Genomic DNA, 17287 nt, shown 5'->3' with positions numbered 1-17287 from the left:
CATCTGGGGACAGGAGGCGGGCCCCTGTCAGGTGGGTGCCGAGCAAATCGTTCGCCAAGCGATTGCTGAGTACGTGATTAAAGCGCGGCAAAATCCGGCAGAAGAGCTTGAGGTCAGCTGCGGGGTTGTTCCAACTGCGCTGCAGAATGCAGTGAAGGCAGCCGATAGCCTCCGCGTGTGGCCCGCCAACGGCGACGCCGACCTTTGTGGCAAGGTCATCTTTTCCATTGCGGCGCAAAGGAATGGCGAGGTCATCGGGCAGGGGCATGTGTTAGCCACGGTGCAGGTTTTTACCGAGGTGGCGGTGACCCGTCGGCGTCTGGACCGAAATGAGATGCTTTCCGTGGCGGAAGTGGGACTTGAGCGGCGCGAGCTCACCCAGATCAGAGGAACCCCGGTGTGCAGCCTTGCCGAGGTGCTGGGCAAGCGCACCCGGCGCATCGTATCTGCCGGCCAAGTTCTGCGCCGTGAGGACATCGAGCTTCCGCCGGTGGTCAGGCGGGGCGAGGTGGTGACCCTGCTGATGACCACCAAGAACCTGAGCGTGAGCTTGAAAGTCACCGCTCTGCAGGACGGGGCAATGGGCGAGCGCATCGCCGTCAGGTCAGAGGATGGCAAGCGCTACGCTGCCGAAGTGAAAGAACCAGGCCTGGTCCTCCTCAGGCCATAAGATGGGAGAAAGGCTATGCGAAGACTTCTGTTTGCCATGACTGTGGGTGTCTCGCTCCTCGCCTTGCGAGCGACTCCCTCATCGGCGCAGGTGGGTCTTGGCAACTCCCTTTATGCAGACCACAAGGCCCACCGCGTCGGTGACATCATCACCGTCTTGGTGGTGGAGGAGGCGGTTGCCTCCAGCAAGGCCAGCACGTCTACCGACAAGAATACCGGCGTCGAAGTCGACGTGCGCGGCGGGATGAAGGAGAAGAGTTTTCTGCCGCTCCTGGGGATTCGTGGCGGAGCCGGCAACGATTTTTCCGGTAAAGGCCAGACTGAGCGGCAGGGCGTGCTCAAGGCGCGCATCAGCGCCACCGTCGTCAACGTGCGAGAGAACGGTGATTTGGAGATCGAGGGGAGCCGGGAGGTGGTGGTCAACGGCGAGCGCGAACTGACCACCATTAGAGGCGTCGTCCGCCCCAGTGATATCTCCACACAAAACACCGTGTATTCGTACAACGTGGCAGAAGCGCAAATTGCCTACAAAGGAAGTGGCGCGGTGCATTCTGGGCAAAAGCCCGGCTACATAGCGCGCCTACTCAATTGGTTGTTCTGAACTGGCCCGTCTCGCGCCTGAGGTTACCTCAAGTTGGCGGGGCGGCTGCCGATAATAGGTACGGGGTGGTATGCGAGACCGTGACATCAAGGCGTGGAGCCGTGCGCAGCTCCTGGGGGTGAGCGGGGTTCTGTTGCTGAGCGTCTGCGGGGCCCCTCAGACGGTGGCCTTGGCCGGCGTACGAGTGAAGGACCTGGCTACCGTGGAAGGGGTGCGAGAAACCCCCTTGGTTGGCTACGGCCTGGTTGTCGGCCTGGATGGCACCGGAGATGGGCGCAACTCCATGGTGACCGTCAGGTCAGTGCGCAACATGCTCCTGCGCTTCAACATTGAGGTGCCGCAGGAGCGGTTGGTGGTGCGCAACGCGGCCGCGGTCATGGTGACCGCCTCTCTGCCGCCCTTCGCACGGGCCGGCACGCGCATCGATGTGACCGTTTCGTCCATGGGCGATGCCAGGAGTCTGGAAGGCGGCACCCTGCTGATGACGCCGCTGACGGATCACCAAGGCAGGGTCTATGGCGTCGCCCAGGGGGCGGTGTCCATCGGCGGTTTCAACGTGGAGACCATTGGCGGGGAGCGATACCGCAAGAACTATTCGGTGGTCGGTCGGGTGCCGCTGGGGTTGCTCGTCGAACGGGATGCACCCACCTCGCTGCCCCAAGGTGGCCTCCTGACGTTGGCGCTGAAGGAGCCAGATTTCACTTCGGCGATGCGCGTGGCGGCAGCCATAGACAGCGCCTTGGGGCAGAAGGTGAGCAAGGCGTTGAGCGCCAGCTCCATCACCGTTGCCGTACCAGGCGAGTTTCAAGACGATGCCGGCATGGTGCGCCTGTTGGCCACCATCGAAGGGTTAGAGGTCAATCCTGACCAGGTGGCGCGGGTGGTCATCAACGAGCGCACAGGGACCGTCGTGGTGGGAAAGGACGTGCGCCTTGCTGAAGCGGCGGTCTCCCACGGCAACCTGACCATCCAGGTGCGTGCCATCCCAGTCATCTCGCAACCTGCCGCCTTCTCGGAGGGGCGGACCGTAGTGGTTCCGCAGACCATGACCACCGTCAATGAGAACGGCAAAGGGAGCGTCATGGTCATGGAGGGCAACGCCACGGTGAGCGATTTGGCCCAAGCCCTCAACGCGTTGAAGGTGACGCCGCGGGACATGATTTCTATCTTTCAGGCCCTGAAGCAGGCCGGCGCTCTGCGTGCCGACCTGGTCATCATGTAACGCTTTGACGAGACAACCGTGAGCATCGAGCAGATCCGACAACGCTCTGGCACAGAGCCTGCCGACCCGGCGGCCGAACAAAGACGCCTCCGGCAAGCGTGCCAGGAGTTCGAGTCGCTTTTCTTGGCGCACCTGCTGAAGACGATGAGGGAGTCGAGCAGCGAGGAGGGCCTGTTCGGTGAAGGGCTGGGTGGCGACATCTACCAGAGCTTGTTTGAGACCGAGGTGGCGCGCAAGATGGCGCAGGCAGGGGGCGTGGGCCTGGCAGACCTCCTCTATCGTAGCCTGGTGCAAGAGGCCAGGCAACAGGTTCCGCCGCCTGTTCCCGAATCGTCGTCCGGGGGGCGGGCGGCACCACGTCTCACGCGTTACGATGCTTACATTCGCGACGCGTGCCAGCGCTACGACGTACCCCAGCATCTCGTCTACGCAGTGATTCGCCACGAGTCCGCCGGCAATCCGCACGCGGTGTCGGCCAAGAACGCCAAGGGGCTGATGCAGCTCACCGACCAGACGGCGCGCCAGCTGCGCGTCAGGAACGTCTTCGATCCCAAGGAGAACATCTCGGCGGGAGTGCGCTACCTGCGGCAGATGCTCGACCGCTTTGCCGGCGATGTCGAACTGGCGCTGGCTGCGTACAACGCCGGTCCAGGCGCTGTTGACAAATACAACGGCCTGCCGCCCTACGCGGAGACGCAAAAGTTCGTCCAGCGCGTTTTAGCTACTGCGGAGAGGTACCGCAGGCTGTTGACAGATGGCACTTCATCTGGGCCCGAGGTGGCAGATGATGGCGCTTGAGGCGGTGAACAACCCGAGCCCTGTCGCCCACCACGAGGAATTGGAAAGGGCGCTCGCAGACCTGGTGGCCATCATTGATAGGGAAGTGGCGTTGTTCCAAGACTTGTTGGACACTCTTAACCGCCAGCATCAGGCGGTCTTGCAAGAAGAGGCTGAGCCGGTGCTGGACAGCACGGCACGCGTGCAAGAGCTGGTGCAGGCATCGCGGCGCCTGGAACAGGACCGCGCGCACAAGGCCGCAGAGGTGTCCGCTCACCTGCGCCTGGACACTGAGCAGCCCACTCTCTCGCAAATCATACCCTTGGTGGAGAAGCAGTACGGGGAGCGGCTGCGCGACTTGCGCGACCTGCTCATTTCCCTCGCCAAACGCGTGCAGGAGACCAACCTGCGCAACAAGCAGCTGCTCAATCGGGCGTTGCACACGGTCACCAAGAGCATCCGACTCCTCAACGGACAGAACGGAGTCTACGACGACAAGGGCAGGGAACAACCGGCGAACCGGCAGTTTTTCACCATTCAGACTTAGGCAGGCTACATGGTCAGGATTAGCGATCTGTTGAACATAGCGCGAAGGGGCTTGCAGGCCCAGAGCCATGCCCTGCAGGTCACGAGCCACAACATTGCGAACGCCAACACCGAGGGGTATTCGCGGCAGAGAGTGACGATGACTCCCTCGCCACCTCTGCGTACCCCCACTGGCATGCTGGGCACCGGAGTGGACATTGCCCAGATTGAGCGGCTGCGTGAGGGTCTGTGGGACTGGCAGTTGCGCGCGGAGTACCAGGAGCTGGGCAGGTGGCAAGAGCAGGCCAGCGCCCTTGGGGAGCTGGAGGCGCTCTTGAACGAGCCTTCCGACACTGGGCTCTCGGCAACGTTGCAAGGATTTTGGGACAGCTGGCAGACGTTGGCGAATCACCCCGCGGAGGCAGCTGCGCGTCAAGAGGTGCGGCACTGGGGGCAGCGACTTGTGGCCGCCTTCAACGGGGTGTACCGCGGTCTGGGCACCGTGCAGCAGAACCTGGACGAGCAGGCGGGGCTGCTCATCAGCCAGGTCAATGACTTGGGGCGGCAGATCGCCTCGCTCAATGTGCAGATTGCCCAGGCAGAAGCCAGCGGACTCCAGGCCAATGACTTCCGCGACCGCCGCGACTTGCTCCTCAATGAACTGAGCAAGCTGGTAGATGTGCAAGTCCTCGAGATGCCTTCCGGCATGGTCAATGTGACGGTGGGCGGCGAAACCTTGGTGGGGGGTGACAAAGTGCGCAACATCGAGGTGACAACCACCACGGTGCAAGGCGTGGTCGTGCACAGTCTGCGCTGGGGGGTGAACGGCAGAGAGGTGCTCGTACGCGGCGGACGTGTCGGCGGCATGCTCGAGATGATCACCACCGTCATCCCCCAGTATCGCACTCGCCTGGACACGTTGGCCGCGGCAGTCGCTTCCGAAGTCAACCGTCTGCACCAGAGCGGCTACACGCCCGACGGCTCTACAGGCATCCCCTTCTTCAGTCCGGAAACGACGGGGGCCGGAGACATTGCTCTACATCCGGCGGTGGCCAATAGCGTCAACGCCATCGCCGCCTCCCTGGATGGCACTCCGGGCAATGGCGACATCGCCTTGCAGATAAGCCGCCTCAAGGACGTGCCCACCATCAACAATGGGACAGAGTCGATCGGCGGCTTCTTCCGCAGCACCATCACCGCCTTAGGGTTGGACATCCAAGCCGCAGACAACAGCGTGGAGAACCTCAACGGGTACATCCAGCAGCTCGAGATGAAGAGGGAGTCAGTTTCCGGCGTTTCGTTGGACGAGGAGATGGCGAACCTGATTGCCTTTCAGCGCGCCTACCAAGCTTCGGCCCGGGTGGTCAACGTGGTGGACGAGTTGATGCAGACGGTACTTCAGATGATTTGAGCGTGGAGGCCGTATGCGCGTCACCAACAAGATGCTTGTGGACAATCTCCTTGTCAAGCTGCAGAACTCGCTACGGCGGGTGGACCTCCATCAGGAGCAGATTGCTACCGGCAAGCGCATCAATCGACCCTCTGACGACCCTGAGGGAACGGCGCGGGTGCTCCGCCTCCGGGAGCTCATTGCCGACAACAGTCGCTTTCTTGAGAACATTGAGGACGGGCAGCATTGGCTGACGGCGACCGAGGCTGCGCTGGCCGATTCGGTGGAGATTCTTGCCCAGTTGCGCAGCAAGGTGGTGCAGGCACAGAACGATACGTTGACCGCCGACGAGCGACGAGACATGGCCAAGTGGGCCGCCGACTACCTGCAACAGCTCGTGCAGGTGGCAAACCGCCAAGAACAGGGCAAGTATGTGTTCGGCGGCACGCAGAACGCCACTCCCCCTTATGCCCTCACCAACTTGGTGAATGACGAGGCGTTCGTTGCCCAGCTCGGCAGTGCCGTGGAGCTCGCGCACACGGAGCTCTCCGCCGGCAGCATAGTGGTCACCGATGGCGGCGGTACCACCTTTGTGGAAGGGGTCGACTATGAAGTCGACTACGACAGAGGGACAATCACGGCGCTTGCCGGCGGCGCCATGAGCGAAGGTGCCACTTACTATGTCTCCTACCGCCTGGCCAGTCCCTTGCACCTTGTCACCAATCCAGCGGGAATCACCGGCGAGGTGAAGCGACAGATCGGCGATGGGGCGATAGTTACCGTCAACGTTCGTGGCCCCGAGGCATATGCGGGCGATGTCGACGTGTTCGCGGTCATCCTGCAGCTCAAGAATGCGCTGGTGCGCAATGACCACGACGCCATGCGGCAGGGACTGGAAGGGCTGGACCTGACTTTGGACCAAGTGCTGGCCGCGCAAGCCTGGGTCGGGTTGCAGTACGACCACCTTTCGATGATGCACGACCGCCTCAGCAACGAAGCGATCCTGTTGCAGCGTCTTCTGTCGCAGGTGGCCGACACGGACGTTGCCGAAGCAGTGGTGAGGTTGCAGGAGCAAAGGGTCTCCTACCAGGCAGCGCTGGGCGTCACGGCAAGCATCAGCCAGATGAGCCTGTTGAACTATCTGGATTAGCTTGTGCACGGTTGAACGGTGCGGGAGGATGAAGAAGGGAGGCACAATGACTACCGCCTTTCTCGGGCAGACAGAGTTCGACGAGGAGCTCATTCTGACTATCCCCGAGGGCCTGCCGGGGTTTGAACGCTACACGCGCTTCGTCATCCTCACTGTGGAGCGATTCCTGCCGTTTCAGTGGCTGCAGTCGGTGGAGGACGCTAACCTCTCGTTTCCGGTCATTCGCCCGCACTTCTTCTGCCCGGACTATCACCCCAGGTTGTCCCGGAAAGTGCTCGAGGCGCTGCGCCTGGACAGGCAGGAGGACGCTGAGTTCTACGCTATCATCACCATCGGGGCGACGCCCCAGGAGGTGACCGCAAACTTGAAGGCGCCGGTGGTGGTCAATCCCAAAGCGCGCTTGGCCAAGCAGTACATCCTGGAGGGCAGCTACTACTCCCTCCGCCATCCGGTGCTCAAAGAGCAGCCCATAAGCCAAGGAAGGCACGACTATGCTCATATTGACACGCAAGATCGGTGAGAGCATCACCATCGGGGACGACATTCGCGTCAAGCTGCTGGCCATCAACGGGCGGCAGGTGAAAATCGGCGTAGAGGCGCCCAAGGGTGTGGTGGTACACAGGGAAGAGGTGTACGAGCGCATAGTCGAGCAGAACCGCTTGGCCGCGCAGAGCGCAGCCGGCGTGCACCTGGAAGGGGCAATCGATTTGGTCAGGAGGAGGCTTGGCGATGAGCCGTGGCCGGAAGAAGGGCGTTAAGCCACCGGTGCCCCAAGGGTCGAATGTGAGCTGCGACTCGGAATCGCCTGCCGCTGGGGCCGATTTCGCCGAAGTCTGCGCGACGGCCAGCCGGCTCATGGGAGAAGGGGAATACGAGGCGGCCCTGCCCTATTTGCAAAAAGCGGTGGCAATCGATCCGGCCTATGCGCCGGGCTACTGCCAACTGGGGCAGGTCTACTACTCGCGCATGATGTGGCGCGAGGCAGAGGAGCATTTCAAGAAGGCGCTCGCCTTGGATTTTGACCTGCTGGAAGCCCACTACAACTTAGCGTTGCTGTACCAACGTCAGCGCCGCTTTCGCGAGGCCTTGCCCTTTTTCAAGCAGGTGGTATTGGCCAACCCGAGAGACTGGGAAAGCTTCCTGCGCATGGGGCAGTGCACGGGGGAGCTCGGCAACTTGGCAGATGCTGAGGCCTTCTACGCCGAGACGCTGCGCCTGAAGCCTGACTCCATGGAGGCGGCCGGCGGGTTAGCGCAAGTGTATCTGCGGAAGGGACTCCCGGACAAGGCCATCGAGGTCTTGCAACTCGGCGTGGAGGCGCATCCGGACTGCACAGAGCTCCGCGCTGCCCTCGCTTTCACTTACGAGCAAGTCGGTGAGTACGAGAAAGCCTTGGCCCAGTTTTATCGCCTGGTGACTGAGCAACCGGACGATGCGCAGTTCTTTCTCCACTTGGCGACCTGCTGCGTCGAACTAGGTCTTTTCCGCCAGGCCGAGCCTTTCTTTGCAAAGGCGGCCCAATTGGACCCAGAATCCTTGGAGGCCATTGAGGGCCTGGGCCGGCTTTACGTGCGCATGGGCAAGGCAGAGCAGGCCATCAATGCTCTGGAGCATTGGCTGAGCGTTGCCGATCGCAGCGCCGAATTGGGGATAGACGTACCCAGGGTCGAAAGGGCTCGTGTCCTCAGTCTGCTGGCCGACTGCTATGCGCGCAAAGGCGAACAGGAGCGGGCGCAGGCGCTGCTCTCACAGGCTTACGAGACCGGCCGGCGGCGGCAAGAGGCGGTACAGGGCGCATGCCCCCATGAGCAACGCCTCGCGAGCGAACCGAGCAACTCGCCCGACCGCCGCGTTCCGCCCGCAGACGCAGTGTGACTTTGCCGGCGCTATGCAGCGGCATGGCTATCACCGCCGACTGGGCGGGCAACGCTCCGCGGGAGCTTATCAATGCCTTTCTCTGGACAAGCCGGACGACCATGGAACTGGAGAGGTGGAATGACTATGGGGCGACGCGGCACAGTTGCCTTGTGCACAATTGTGAAGAACGAGGAACGATTCATCCGCAAGTGTCTGGCCAGTGTGCAGGGGGCGGTCGATGAAATCGTGATCGTCGACACCGGTTCCACCGACAGGACGGTGCAGATAGCTGAGGAAATGGGGGCCAAGGTCTACCACCACCCCTGGCAGGACAGCTTCAGCGAAGCACGCAACTTTGCGCTCCAGTTCGTGACCAGCGAGTGGGTGCTGCAGTTAGATGGTGACGAAGAGTTGGAGCGTGCCGATATCCCGCTCCTTCGCGAGGTGGTCAAGTCCCGCCAGGTGAACAGCCTGTTTGTCCCCATTCTCAACTACATGCCTGACGGCAGCATCTCGCGCCTGTACTACCGCAGACTGTTCCGCACGCATCTGGGCCACTACCAGGGCATTGTCCACAATCAACTCGTCGTGAGTGGAGCCACCGGCCAGGCCGAGATTCGCATCTATCACCACGGCTACAACCTGAGCCCGGAGGAAATGGCCGCCAAGCAGGCGCGCAGTGAACGCCTGCTCCTCAAGCAGATGGCCGAGGAGCCGGATGACCCTTTTCCACGCTTCAACCTCGGCAGAATATATCGCAACCAGGGCCGCTTCCAACAGGCAATCCAGGTGTGCCAGGAGGGCCTTGGGCTCTGCCTGCCAGGCGCGAGGACATCTACTTATTTCATGCTCTTGTTCGACCTGGCGTACTGTCTCATGATGGTCGACCGTCTCGGCGAGGCTGAAGCATACTGCCGGCAAGGTCTCGAGGAGGATCCGAAAAATCTGGACCTGCGCTTCACCCTCGGCACAATCTACGCGCGCCAGCAGCGGCATGCGGAAGCTGTCCGTGAGTACCAACGCTACCTCGACACCCTGGCCAGATGCGAGCGAGAGCCGCGCTACGGGTTCACCACCGTGATTGTGGATTCGTGGGGGTTTGAGAATCGCGCCCGCTACCACATCGGGCAGTGTTACATTGCCATGGGGAAACTGCACCAAGCGGAGGCCTGGTACAAGGATCTGCTGCGAGAAAAGCCCGATGCGCTCTGTTTCAGGGGGTTGGCACGCTGCAGGATTCTGAACAAAGACTTGGAAGGTGCACGGCAGACACTGGAGAGCGCCGTCGCCAGCGGATACGAAGATGCCTTCATCCACTTCCAGCTCGGCGAGGTGTGGCGAGACATGGGAAACTTTGTTGAGTCGGTCCGCTGCTTTGCGCGGTCTGCCGAGTTGGCTCCTTCCAATGTGGATGTTCTGAACGGATACGCGCATGCGCTGATGTCGGCCGGCCAGTACGAGGAGGCCGCCGAGGTGCTCAACAAGGCTCACGCGCTTGCGCCCTCGCACGTGGGGGTGCTGATAGGTTTGCTGCGGGCCTATCAGCGGCGCGGACGGCCGGACGAGGCCCGCGCCATGGTCGAGGCGCTCAGCGCGCTGGACATCGCCGATGCCCAGGCAAACCGGGAAGTCGGCGACGCCTGCGTGCGCCTTGGCCTCTACAGCCAGGCCATCTTCTTCTACGAAAGAGCCCTCGTCCTTGCCCGGCCTGAGGCGCGCGTCCTGGGGAACATCGCCTCCTGCTATGCGCAGTTGGGGCATCCAGAGGCGGCACGCCTGGGCTACCAGGCAGCCTTAGAGCTTGATCCAAACTATGCGTTGGCAAGACGTAACCTGGCCGTCCTGAACAGACTATCAGCGCCAGTAAAGGCTTAGGTGCGATGCTATGCGATCCGATACCGAACCAACCCTTTGCCTCTGCATGATTGTCAAAGACGAAGCAGAGGCGCTCCCACGCTGCTTGCGGAGCGTGCAAGGGATTGTCGACGAAATCGTGGTGCTGGACACCGGTTCCACTGATGCCACCCCGCAGATCGCTGCCGAGTTCGGCGCAAAGGTCCACTCTCATCCCTGGAACAACAGTTTCAGCGAGGCGCGCAACCACGCTCTGCAATTCGTGCAGAGTGACTGGGTCCTGGTGCTGGATGCCGACGAGGAGTTGGAGCGCGGCGACGCTCCGTTGCTGCGCAAAGCACTGCGCGGAGATGACTACCACGCCGTGCATCTGTCGGTTCTCAACTACATGCCGCAAGGAAGGGTGCAGCTGTACTCCCCACGGGTGTTCCGACGAGGCAAAGGTCGCTACGAGGGGGTTGTCCACAACCAGCTCATCTACGAGGGAGCGGCCCTGGTGACGCAGGTCCGGGTCTACCACTACGGTTACGCCCTTGCTCCAGAGAAGCTGACTGCCAAATACGAGCGTACCACGCGCTTGCTGCGCGTCCAGCTGGAAAAAAACCCGCAGGATGTGTTTGCCTGGTACAACTTGATCCGCATGTATCGCATCCGCCGGCACTTTGAACTTGCCGCCTGTACCGGCAGAGAAGTCCTGGAAGACCTCTCTTTTGAGGGCAAAGAGCACCTTTTCCTCATGATTTGCTACGACGTCGCGTGCTCATCCTTGGAGCTGGGCGACTTGCGGAGCGCGGAGGCCTTTTGCAAGAAAGCCCTCAAGGTGGAGCCGGCCTACATCGATGCCCTGTTCACCATGGGCGTCGTGCAGAGCAAGATGGGCCAATGGGCCAAGGCAGCGCGCGCCTACATTCACTTCCTTGAGGCCTTAGCTTCGCTGCGCAGATCACCGACCTTTCATCGGCTCTGCCTTGATACCATGGACTATGAGTTTCTGGCACATGCCCTTCTTGGCGAGTGTCTCCTCCACATAGAGGCCTTCCCTCAAGCGCGCGAGCATTTCGAGCGCGCCTTAGCGCTGTACGAAGCCAACCGCCATATCTGGCCTGATGAGGTTTGCCCGCACCCTGATATCCTCATGCAGATGGGCAATGCGGCGGTCGGTTTGGGGCAGTTCGACCTGGCCTTAAGCTTCTTTCAGCAACGCTTGCATCTTGGGGAACCCACGCCGCAGTTGCTCAACAACATGGCTGGGTGTTACGCAAAGTTAGGCGACCTCGACAAGGCCATAGATGCTTACGAGCACGCTCTGCGCCTGAACCCTCACTACGAGGAGGCACGCCGCAATCTCGCGCTCTTGCAACGTTTGCGAGGGAAGAGGGCTGCCATACCCTTGTCGCTTTCGAAGGTCTGACGGGGCATCTACAGGCGGCAGAGCCTGCCGCTTCCGCGCCCAGCACAAGCTATTCAAGTTTTGGGCATTCCGGCCGATTATGCTGATGGGAAGGGACAAGTGTGTGGGCAAGAGAACGGCAAGAAAGGAGGTGAAGTGCGGAAAGGGATGGGGGTCATTGGCGGGCGGTTGGGGGGAGGAGATGAGAGGCTCCCCTCGAAGCAAGGATGCTGATTTCATCACAAGGAGGTCGTCATGGCAGAGGTGGAACTGACGCGGATAAACACCAACATCGCCGCGTTGAACATGCTGAATGCTCTGACCAACATCAACCGCAATCTGAGCATTCACCAATTGCGCCTTGCCACTGGCAAGCGCATCAACCAGGCGGCCGATGATGCGGCCGGCCTGACCATTGCCAGCAAACTGAAAGTCCGGGCCGAGGGCCTTGGCGTGGCACTGAACAACGTGGCCGATGCCAAGAACATGGTGGCCGTGGCAGAGGGTAACCTGACCAAGATACTGGACATCTTGGGCCAGATGAAGGCCAAAGCCACGCAGGCAGCCAACGATACCCTGGGTTCGGAAGAACGTGCGGCCATCAACAAGGAACTGGCTCAGCTGGCGGCGCAGATCGATGACGAGGTCACCCAGGCCACCTGGAACGGCGTGCCACTCCTCAGTGGCGATAGCACTTCGTTCGTCTTCCAGGTCGGTGCTGCCACCACGGACGTGCTGACCTTCGACCTAAAGAGCTCGGAGGTGGGCTACACTGGTGGCTATACTGCCGTCAGCCTGTCGGTGGACCAGGGCGGTGGCACGGTGACCATCGGCACCGCCTCGGACTACTACGTGGCGCCTGGCGCGTACACGCTGACCGCCATTGCCGCCTCGGCAACGATCAACACGGGGGCCACGCAGCTCAATGAGGGCTTCTACACATTTCAGGTGGTCTCCGTTACCGAGGAGAAAGTGAAGTATCGCGTGCTGGATGCCTACGGCTCACCGTTGCAGATTTCCTCCACCAGTAACGGCACCGGGGCGCTGGCAACGTCGGCAGAGGCCACGCTGGACGAAGGGGCCACAGCCACCATCGATACCGGGCGCGGTTTCAAGTTCCAGCTGGGCGACTTGGAAGTTGACGACACTGGTTCCTTTGTCTTTAAGCTCGACAAGGCCGGCAACAACGTGAACGACCACGACAGTGCGGTGGCCTACATGAGCCAGATCGACGCGGCTATCACGAACGTCAATAAGGCGCTGAGCTACATTGGCGCGCGCGTGAACCGCATGACAGCCCAGGAAGAGAACCTGATGACCGCCAAGGTCAACACCGAGGCGGCCCACAACCGCATCATGCACGCCGACCTGGCCTTGGAACAGCTGGAGGCCTCCAAGCTGCTCATCCTGCAGCAGACGGCCACGGCCATGCTGGCCCAGGCCAATGTCGGTCCACAGGCAGTCTTGGCCCTGTTCAGGTAAGCCATTCCAGGAGAAGTGGGGTGGTGTTTGTAAAACCACCCCACTTCACTGGCGGTGTTCGGCTTCGAGATATAGACAGGGAACGGAACGCGATGACTATGACCCGTAAGGTAGACCCTCTCCTCAGATACCGCGAACAGGAGATTCTTTCTGCTCCGCCGGAAAGGCTGGTGGTGCATCTGTACGATTTCATTCTGCGCTGTTGTGCCCGACAGGATGGCTCCGGGGCGGCGCGCGCTCTGTCGGTACTCATTGACGGATTGAACTTTGACTACCCGGAAATCGCCGAAGGCCTCTTTCGGCTCTATGACTATTGCCTGCGGCAGGTGAAGAGACAGCGCTTCGAAGAGACGCAGACGATAATCAGCGAGCTCCGCGCTGCCTGGGAAAAGGCGACTGCCCGACCGGCGCTGTCGCCAGAAGGAGCAGCCATATGATCTCCCTGGACGCGCTGTTCAACCAGAGCTCAGCCATCGACGCGCTTGTCGAGAAGTACATGGCGCTCGAACGCAAACCGGTCACCGAGCTGGAGAACCGGAAATCTACCCTCAATGTGCGGGTCGCCATGTACCAGGACCTGAAGAACTATCTTACCTCCCTGAAGGCCCTTGTCGATGACCTGGCGGAGAGCAGCAGCGACTCCATCTTTAACCTGGTGAATGTGGTGAGTAGCAATGCCGCCCTGGTATCGGCTACGGTTTCCTCGGGTGCCGCAACCGGCACCTACCAGCTGCGCGTCCGGCAACTTGCCACCGCCACCACCGTCAAGAGCAGCGCTGCGCTGAATACGGCGGCAGGCGTAGTCAGCAGCGCGCAAGTGGTACCAGGTCCTGGCGAGCTGGATACCTCGGAGAGCTGGAGCGCTGCGGGATTTACCCAGACCCCTGATGGCAGCGTCACCATCAACGGCAAAGAATTCGTGCTTGCCGACTATGCCACGGTCGACGCCTTCATGGCAGCGGTCAATCAAGACGAAACAGCAGGGGCGAACATCTACTACGATAGTCTGCGTGATCGTTTCGTCATCGAAAGTGATGAGACCGGGGTCGACTTGGTGGTGAGCGAGTCGCCAGAGACTTACGGCTTTCTGACTGCCGGCAAGATTGTCCCTGGCACCTACACGACCAATAGGACGGGCGTGCAGGCCGATGTCTTCCTCTATCAGGCCAATTTCGACAAGGCGGTGGGGGAGGACGAGTCGGGCAGTTTCAAGATCAACGGCGTCACCATCACCTGGGATGCCGATACCGATACCTTGAACACCATCATTGGGCGCATCAACCGTTCCGCAGCCGGAGTGACGGCCTACTACGACGATACGCTCGACAAGCTGGTGCTCACCGCCAATCAGACTGGGAGCGACGAGATTGCGCTGGAGGACGTCACTGGCACCTTTTTGACCCAAACTTTGAAATTGGCGGGGGCTACCCAGACCCTAGGCCAAGACGCGCGCTTCACCATCAACAGCACTTCGGCCGAGGACGAAATCACGAAAGATTCCAATACTTTCTCCATCAATGGCATTACCTATGTGCTGCGAGGGGTGACCGTTGCCAATGATGATTATGCTGACCCGGCAACAACCGCCGTCACCATCACCGCCAGCAAGGACACCAGTACGCTGGAGGCCAAGATTCGCGCATTTTTGAGCAGTCTTAACACTGTTACCTCATACATCAAGGCCAAGTCGGCGGTGGATAGCTCCACGTATACGCGCGGTGCCATGACAGGTGAGACGGTTTTTACCAGCCTGCGCACGCAGCTCCTCGGAGCCCTGTTGGGTCGCGTGACAGGATTGGAGAGCGGCAAGCCCTCGACCGTGGCTGAAATCGGCATAACCGTTGATAGCGCACTGCAGGCCTCCTTGTCCGACGCCTCCAAACTCCGTGCGTGGCTCCAAGAAGACCCGGTGGCTGTGGAGAACCTTTTCAACTCCAGCGACGGAGTTGCTACCCGCATGGCATCCTTGCTGGAGGCATTCACCGATACGGGCGGCATCGTGGATGACCAGCAGACGAATCTGCGCGAGGAGGTGCGGCGCATCGACAACAGGTTAGCACGCCTCAACGAACAGCTCCAACGTCGTGAGGAATACTACCGCAAACAGTTGGCATCCATGCAGGAGGCTTTGTACGCGCTCGTGCAGCAACAAAGTACCCTTGCGGGCTTTTTGAACAGTTTCTCCTCTTGGAATTCCGGGTAATGGGGAGCCGGCTGGAGCCGGAGAGTGATTACGGAGGTGTGCTGTGGAGATCACGGATACTGAATCGGTCCGTGCCAACCTTCCCCTGATGGTGCCTCCAGCTCGCCGGGATGTCTCCGTCGAAAGGTCCCGGCCGGCGGAGACGAGGGAGGCTAAGCCCGAACCAGGCAGGCCGACGGAAGTCGATCCAAGTTTGGCCACCCAATTGGCTGGGGCGCTCAGCGACTTTGCCAATGCCATGAACGTTCGCATCGCATTCCTGGTTGACCAGGCCACGGGCAAGACGGTCATCAAGGTGATCGACCAGGAGACCCAGGAGGTGATACGCCAGATCCCTCCGGAGGAAATGCTGCGTCTGGTAGCACGCATGTCGCGTCTGCTGGGCGTGTTGCTCAATCGCGAGGCGTGAACGCGGAGACCGGCGGCGTCTCCCGCGACCGGTAGGACAAGGTGGAAACCGAAGAGATTCTTCGCCAGGGCATCCAGCTTCTCGAGCGCCTCGCCGCGCACGACGCGCAGATCGAGGCCAAGCTCAACGACGGCAACGTGGAGGAACTGCCCAACCTTGTGAGCCTGCGGAACGAGACCCTGGCACGCCTGGTAGCAATGGCAGAAGAGCTGAGGGCGCAAGGTACCAGGCCTGTGCAGGGCAGCAACTTGCACGCCGAGCTGCGACGCCTGGCCGACGCCAGTTTCGCGAGAAGCAGGGCCAACATTGCCCTGTTGCAGGTCAAGATCTACTTACTCCAGAAGGAACGTGAGGAACTCCAGGAAGGGGTTTGCTCCCTGAAGCGCTACTTGGGTGCTCCTAACGGGCGCCAGAAAGATCTCCTGTGCTGATGAGAGGATAGAACATGACGGTAAGGGAAATCAATGGTGCGCCGGAGGCCGAGGGGCTGCAACCTCGCCAAACGGAACAGAAGAAGCCGCCACAGAGTGCCCCGGCAAGGGCCGAAAGGGAACGAGGGGCTGCCGACCGGGTCGAGATCTCCGGCGAGGCAAGGAGCCTGCTCAGCAGTGGGCCCAATGATGTGCATGGGGACCGGGAGCGGCGGCTCTCGCTGTTGGACGACCGCCTCATCCGCCGGATTCTTGGGGAAGTGGACGCCGAGGAGGAGCCCCGGGCAGACAAGCTCGAAGAGGTGCGCCAACGCCTGCGCGAGGCCCACTACGAAAATCCGGAGGTCCTCTGGGAAACGGCCCGGCGCCTCATCGATGAGATATTTGGGGCGCGCTAACTGAGCACGCAACGCGCGGAGGCTCTTGACCCCTTTAGGTACAGTCTTGCGTCAGCCCAGTTGACGGGCGTGCTTCACAAAACAAGGGTGAGCAGATGGACGAAGTGTTGGCGCTCCGGGACTATCTTTACGAGAGAACGGGCCTGTATCTACCCAACAGTCGGCGCTATATGTTTGAGGGCCGGTTTCTCGCCCGCATGGAGGCGGTTGGACTGGCGAACCTGGGGCAGTACCTTGCCTACCTGCGCAAGGAAGAAAAGAGCAATGGCGAACTCACTTGCCTTCTCAACGAATTGGCTGTGGGCGCGCTGAGCTTTTTCGCCGATCCGGTCAGGTTTCGCGCATTGGGGGAGGTGTTCATCCCGGACCTTGTGCGGCGGGACAAAGACAGGAGCAAAGAGCTGGTCGTCTGGTGTTTGGGCTGCGGGACAGGACAGGAAACCTATGCCGCGGCCATGGTCATGCACCAACTCCAACAAACCTCGTTACAGGGATGGAACTGCCTGGCATGGGGCACCGACCGGAGCGTTTCTGCCATTGCTGCCGCGCGCGAGGGCGTGTACGCGGAGTTTGCCCTGCGTGGGGTACCTAGAAGCCTGTTGGAACAGTACCTTGTCCCGGGACAGGGTCAAGTAAGAGTAAGCCAGCACCTCAAGTCCATGGTGCGTTTTGACCAGTTCGACGTGGCGCGTTTGCCGACTGCTGTGCCGGAGAACAAGGTGGACATCATCTTTTCTTGCTGCGAGCTGGCGCATTTTGACCGCCAAGAGCGGGGGAAAATGGTCGAGGCCCTTCATCGCACCTTGCGCGACGGCGGCTATCTGGTCCTGGGCAACCTTGAGTCACTGCACGGGCTGCGCGATGGCTTCCGACTTGTGCATTTCCCAGGAGGATTCGCCTATCGGAAGCTCCTGAACAGCGGATGAGCA

The 17287-nt window shown here is 61.0% G+C and carries 19 protein-coding genes; all 19 read left to right on the top strand.

Going from position 1 to position 17287, the window contains the following annotated elements:
* Positions 1 to 31 precede the first annotated feature (31 nt).
* The 19 genes from flgA to NUW13_03610 all read left to right on the top strand — a co-directional run bounded on the left by flgA (position 32) and on the right by NUW13_03610 (position 17284).
* Entirely contained in the window at positions 32 to 670 is a 639-nt protein-coding gene (gene flgA / locus NUW13_03700; GenBank protein MCR4438130.1) for a flagellar basal body P-ring formation chaperone FlgA, read from the top strand.
* A 15-nt stretch (positions 671 to 685) separates the two neighbouring features.
* Positions 686 to 1270: a flagellar basal body L-ring protein FlgH gene (locus NUW13_03695; GenBank protein ID MCR4438129.1), complete on the top strand. Its 585-nt coding sequence runs from the start codon at positions 686 to 688 to the stop codon at positions 1268 to 1270.
* Between the two features lie 70 nt (positions 1271 to 1340).
* Entirely contained in the window at positions 1341 to 2492 is a 1152-nt protein-coding gene (locus NUW13_03690) for a flagellar basal body P-ring protein FlgI (protein MCR4438128.1), read from the top strand.
* A gap of 18 nt (positions 2493 to 2510) precedes the next feature.
* Positions 2511 to 3290, top strand: a complete 780-nt coding sequence (locus NUW13_03685) for a transglycosylase SLT domain-containing protein (GenBank protein MCR4438127.1) — start codon at positions 2511 to 2513, stop codon at positions 3288 to 3290.
* Complete coding sequence (locus NUW13_03680) at positions 3277 to 3816, top strand: flagellar protein FlgN (protein ID MCR4438126.1); 540 nt, start codon at positions 3277 to 3279, stop codon at positions 3814 to 3816. Before NUW13_03685 ends, NUW13_03680 begins: the two co-directional genes overlap by 14 nt.
* Before the next feature lie 9 nt (positions 3817 to 3825).
* On the top strand, positions 3826 to 5205 hold the full coding sequence (flgK, locus tag NUW13_03675) for a flagellar hook-associated protein FlgK (GenBank protein ID MCR4438125.1): 1380 nt from the start codon (positions 3826 to 3828) through the stop codon (positions 5203 to 5205).
* A gap of 13 nt (positions 5206 to 5218) precedes the next feature.
* The gene (gene flgL / locus NUW13_03670; GenBank protein ID MCR4438124.1) at positions 5219 to 6334 is read left to right on the top strand and encodes a flagellar hook-associated protein FlgL; all 1116 of its coding nucleotides are present in this window, start codon (positions 5219 to 5221) and stop codon (positions 6332 to 6334) included.
* 46 nt (positions 6335 to 6380) lie between these two features.
* Positions 6381 to 6854, top strand: coding sequence for a flagellar assembly protein FliW (locus NUW13_03665; protein MCR4438123.1), 474 nt, complete (start codon positions 6381 to 6383; stop codon positions 6852 to 6854).
* Complete coding sequence (csrA, locus tag NUW13_03660; protein ID MCR4438122.1) at positions 6826 to 7092, top strand: carbon storage regulator CsrA; 267 nt, start codon at positions 6826 to 6828, stop codon at positions 7090 to 7092. The genes NUW13_03665 and csrA overlap by 29 nt, the downstream gene beginning before the upstream one ends.
* On the top strand, positions 7064 to 8209 hold the full coding sequence (locus tag NUW13_03655; protein ID MCR4438121.1) for a tetratricopeptide repeat protein: 1146 nt from the start codon (positions 7064 to 7066) through the stop codon (positions 8207 to 8209). Before csrA ends, NUW13_03655 begins: the two co-directional genes overlap by 29 nt.
* A 120-nt stretch (positions 8210 to 8329) precedes the next feature.
* Entirely contained in the window at positions 8330 to 10066 is a 1737-nt protein-coding gene (locus NUW13_03650) for a tetratricopeptide repeat protein (GenBank protein ID MCR4438120.1), read from the top strand.
* Positions 10067 to 10076: 10 nt separating this feature from the next.
* Positions 10077 to 11456 carry a tetratricopeptide repeat protein gene (locus tag NUW13_03645; protein ID MCR4438119.1) on the top strand — a complete coding sequence of 460 codons (1380 nt, stop codon included), beginning with the start codon at positions 10077 to 10079 and terminating at the stop codon, positions 11454 to 11456.
* A 234-nt stretch (positions 11457 to 11690) separates the two neighbouring features.
* Positions 11691 to 12917 carry a flagellin gene (locus tag NUW13_03640; protein MCR4438118.1) on the top strand — a complete coding sequence of 409 codons (1227 nt, stop codon included), beginning with the start codon at positions 11691 to 11693 and terminating at the stop codon, positions 12915 to 12917.
* 92 nt (positions 12918 to 13009) lie between these two features.
* Positions 13010 to 13354, top strand: a complete 345-nt coding sequence (locus tag NUW13_03635; protein ID MCR4438117.1) for a flagellar protein FliS — start codon at positions 13010 to 13012, stop codon at positions 13352 to 13354.
* Positions 13351 to 15120 carry a flagellar filament capping protein FliD gene (fliD, locus tag NUW13_03630; GenBank protein ID MCR4438116.1) on the top strand — a complete coding sequence of 590 codons (1770 nt, stop codon included), beginning with the start codon at positions 13351 to 13353 and terminating at the stop codon, positions 15118 to 15120. The genes NUW13_03635 and fliD overlap by 4 nt, the downstream gene beginning before the upstream one ends.
* Positions 15121 to 15163: 43 nt before the next feature.
* Positions 15164 to 15529 (top strand): flagellar protein FlaG, encoded by a 366-nt coding sequence (locus NUW13_03625; protein ID MCR4438115.1) that lies wholly within the window; start codon positions 15164 to 15166, stop codon positions 15527 to 15529.
* A gap of 41 nt (positions 15530 to 15570) precedes the next feature.
* A complete protein-coding gene (locus tag NUW13_03620; protein MCR4438114.1) occupies positions 15571 to 15960 on the top strand; it encodes a hypothetical protein in 390 nt (129 codons plus the stop codon).
* A 14-nt stretch (positions 15961 to 15974) separates the two neighbouring features.
* Positions 15975 to 16358 carry a hypothetical protein gene (locus NUW13_03615; GenBank protein MCR4438113.1) on the top strand — a complete coding sequence of 128 codons (384 nt, stop codon included), beginning with the start codon at positions 15975 to 15977 and terminating at the stop codon, positions 16356 to 16358.
* 95 nt (positions 16359 to 16453) lie between these two features.
* Entirely contained in the window at positions 16454 to 17284 is an 831-nt protein-coding gene (locus tag NUW13_03610) for a protein-glutamate O-methyltransferase CheR (protein ID MCR4438112.1), read from the top strand.
* Positions 17285 to 17287: the final 3 nt, after the last annotated feature.

The sequence above is a fragment of the candidate division KSB1 bacterium genome (assembly GCA_024655945.1).
Lineage (GTDB): Bacteria > Zhuqueibacterota > Zhuqueibacteria > JANLFK01 > Oleimicrobiaceae > Oleimicrobium.
Note: the sequence above shows the minus strand (reverse complement) of the source record. Positions and strands in the feature narration are given on the sequence as shown.

Coding starts and splice junctions, on each gene's coding strand:
- NUW13_03695 (MCR4438129.1), top strand. CDS start 686: ATGCGAAGACTTCTGTTTGCCATGACTGTGGGTGTCTCGCTCCTCGCC.
- NUW13_03690 (MCR4438128.1), top strand. CDS start 1,341: ATGCGAGACCGTGACATCAAGGCGTGGAGCCGTGCGCAGCTCCTGGGG.
- NUW13_03680 (MCR4438126.1), top strand. CDS start 3,277: ATGATGGCGCTTGAGGCGGTGAACAACCCGAGCCCTGTCGCCCACCAC.
- flgK (MCR4438125.1), top strand. CDS start 3,826: ATGGTCAGGATTAGCGATCTGTTGAACATAGCGCGAAGGGGCTTGCAG.
- flgL (MCR4438124.1), top strand. CDS start 5,219: ATGCGCGTCACCAACAAGATGCTTGTGGACAATCTCCTTGTCAAGCTG.
- NUW13_03665 (MCR4438123.1), top strand. CDS start 6,381: ATGACTACCGCCTTTCTCGGGCAGACAGAGTTCGACGAGGAGCTCATT.
- csrA (MCR4438122.1), top strand. CDS start 6,826: ATGCTCATATTGACACGCAAGATCGGTGAGAGCATCACCATCGGGGAC.
- NUW13_03655 (MCR4438121.1), top strand. CDS start 7,064: ATGAGCCGTGGCCGGAAGAAGGGCGTTAAGCCACCGGTGCCCCAAGGG.
- NUW13_03650 (MCR4438120.1), top strand. CDS start 8,330: ATGACTATGGGGCGACGCGGCACAGTTGCCTTGTGCACAATTGTGAAG.
- NUW13_03645 (MCR4438119.1), top strand. CDS start 10,077: ATGCGATCCGATACCGAACCAACCCTTTGCCTCTGCATGATTGTCAAA.
- NUW13_03640 (MCR4438118.1), top strand. CDS start 11,691: ATGGCAGAGGTGGAACTGACGCGGATAAACACCAACATCGCCGCGTTG.
- NUW13_03635 (MCR4438117.1), top strand. CDS start 13,010: ATGACTATGACCCGTAAGGTAGACCCTCTCCTCAGATACCGCGAACAG.
- fliD (MCR4438116.1), top strand. CDS start 13,351: ATGATCTCCCTGGACGCGCTGTTCAACCAGAGCTCAGCCATCGACGCG.
- NUW13_03615 (MCR4438113.1), top strand. CDS start 15,975: ATGACGGTAAGGGAAATCAATGGTGCGCCGGAGGCCGAGGGGCTGCAA.
- NUW13_03610 (MCR4438112.1), top strand. CDS start 16,454: ATGGACGAAGTGTTGGCGCTCCGGGACTATCTTTACGAGAGAACGGGC.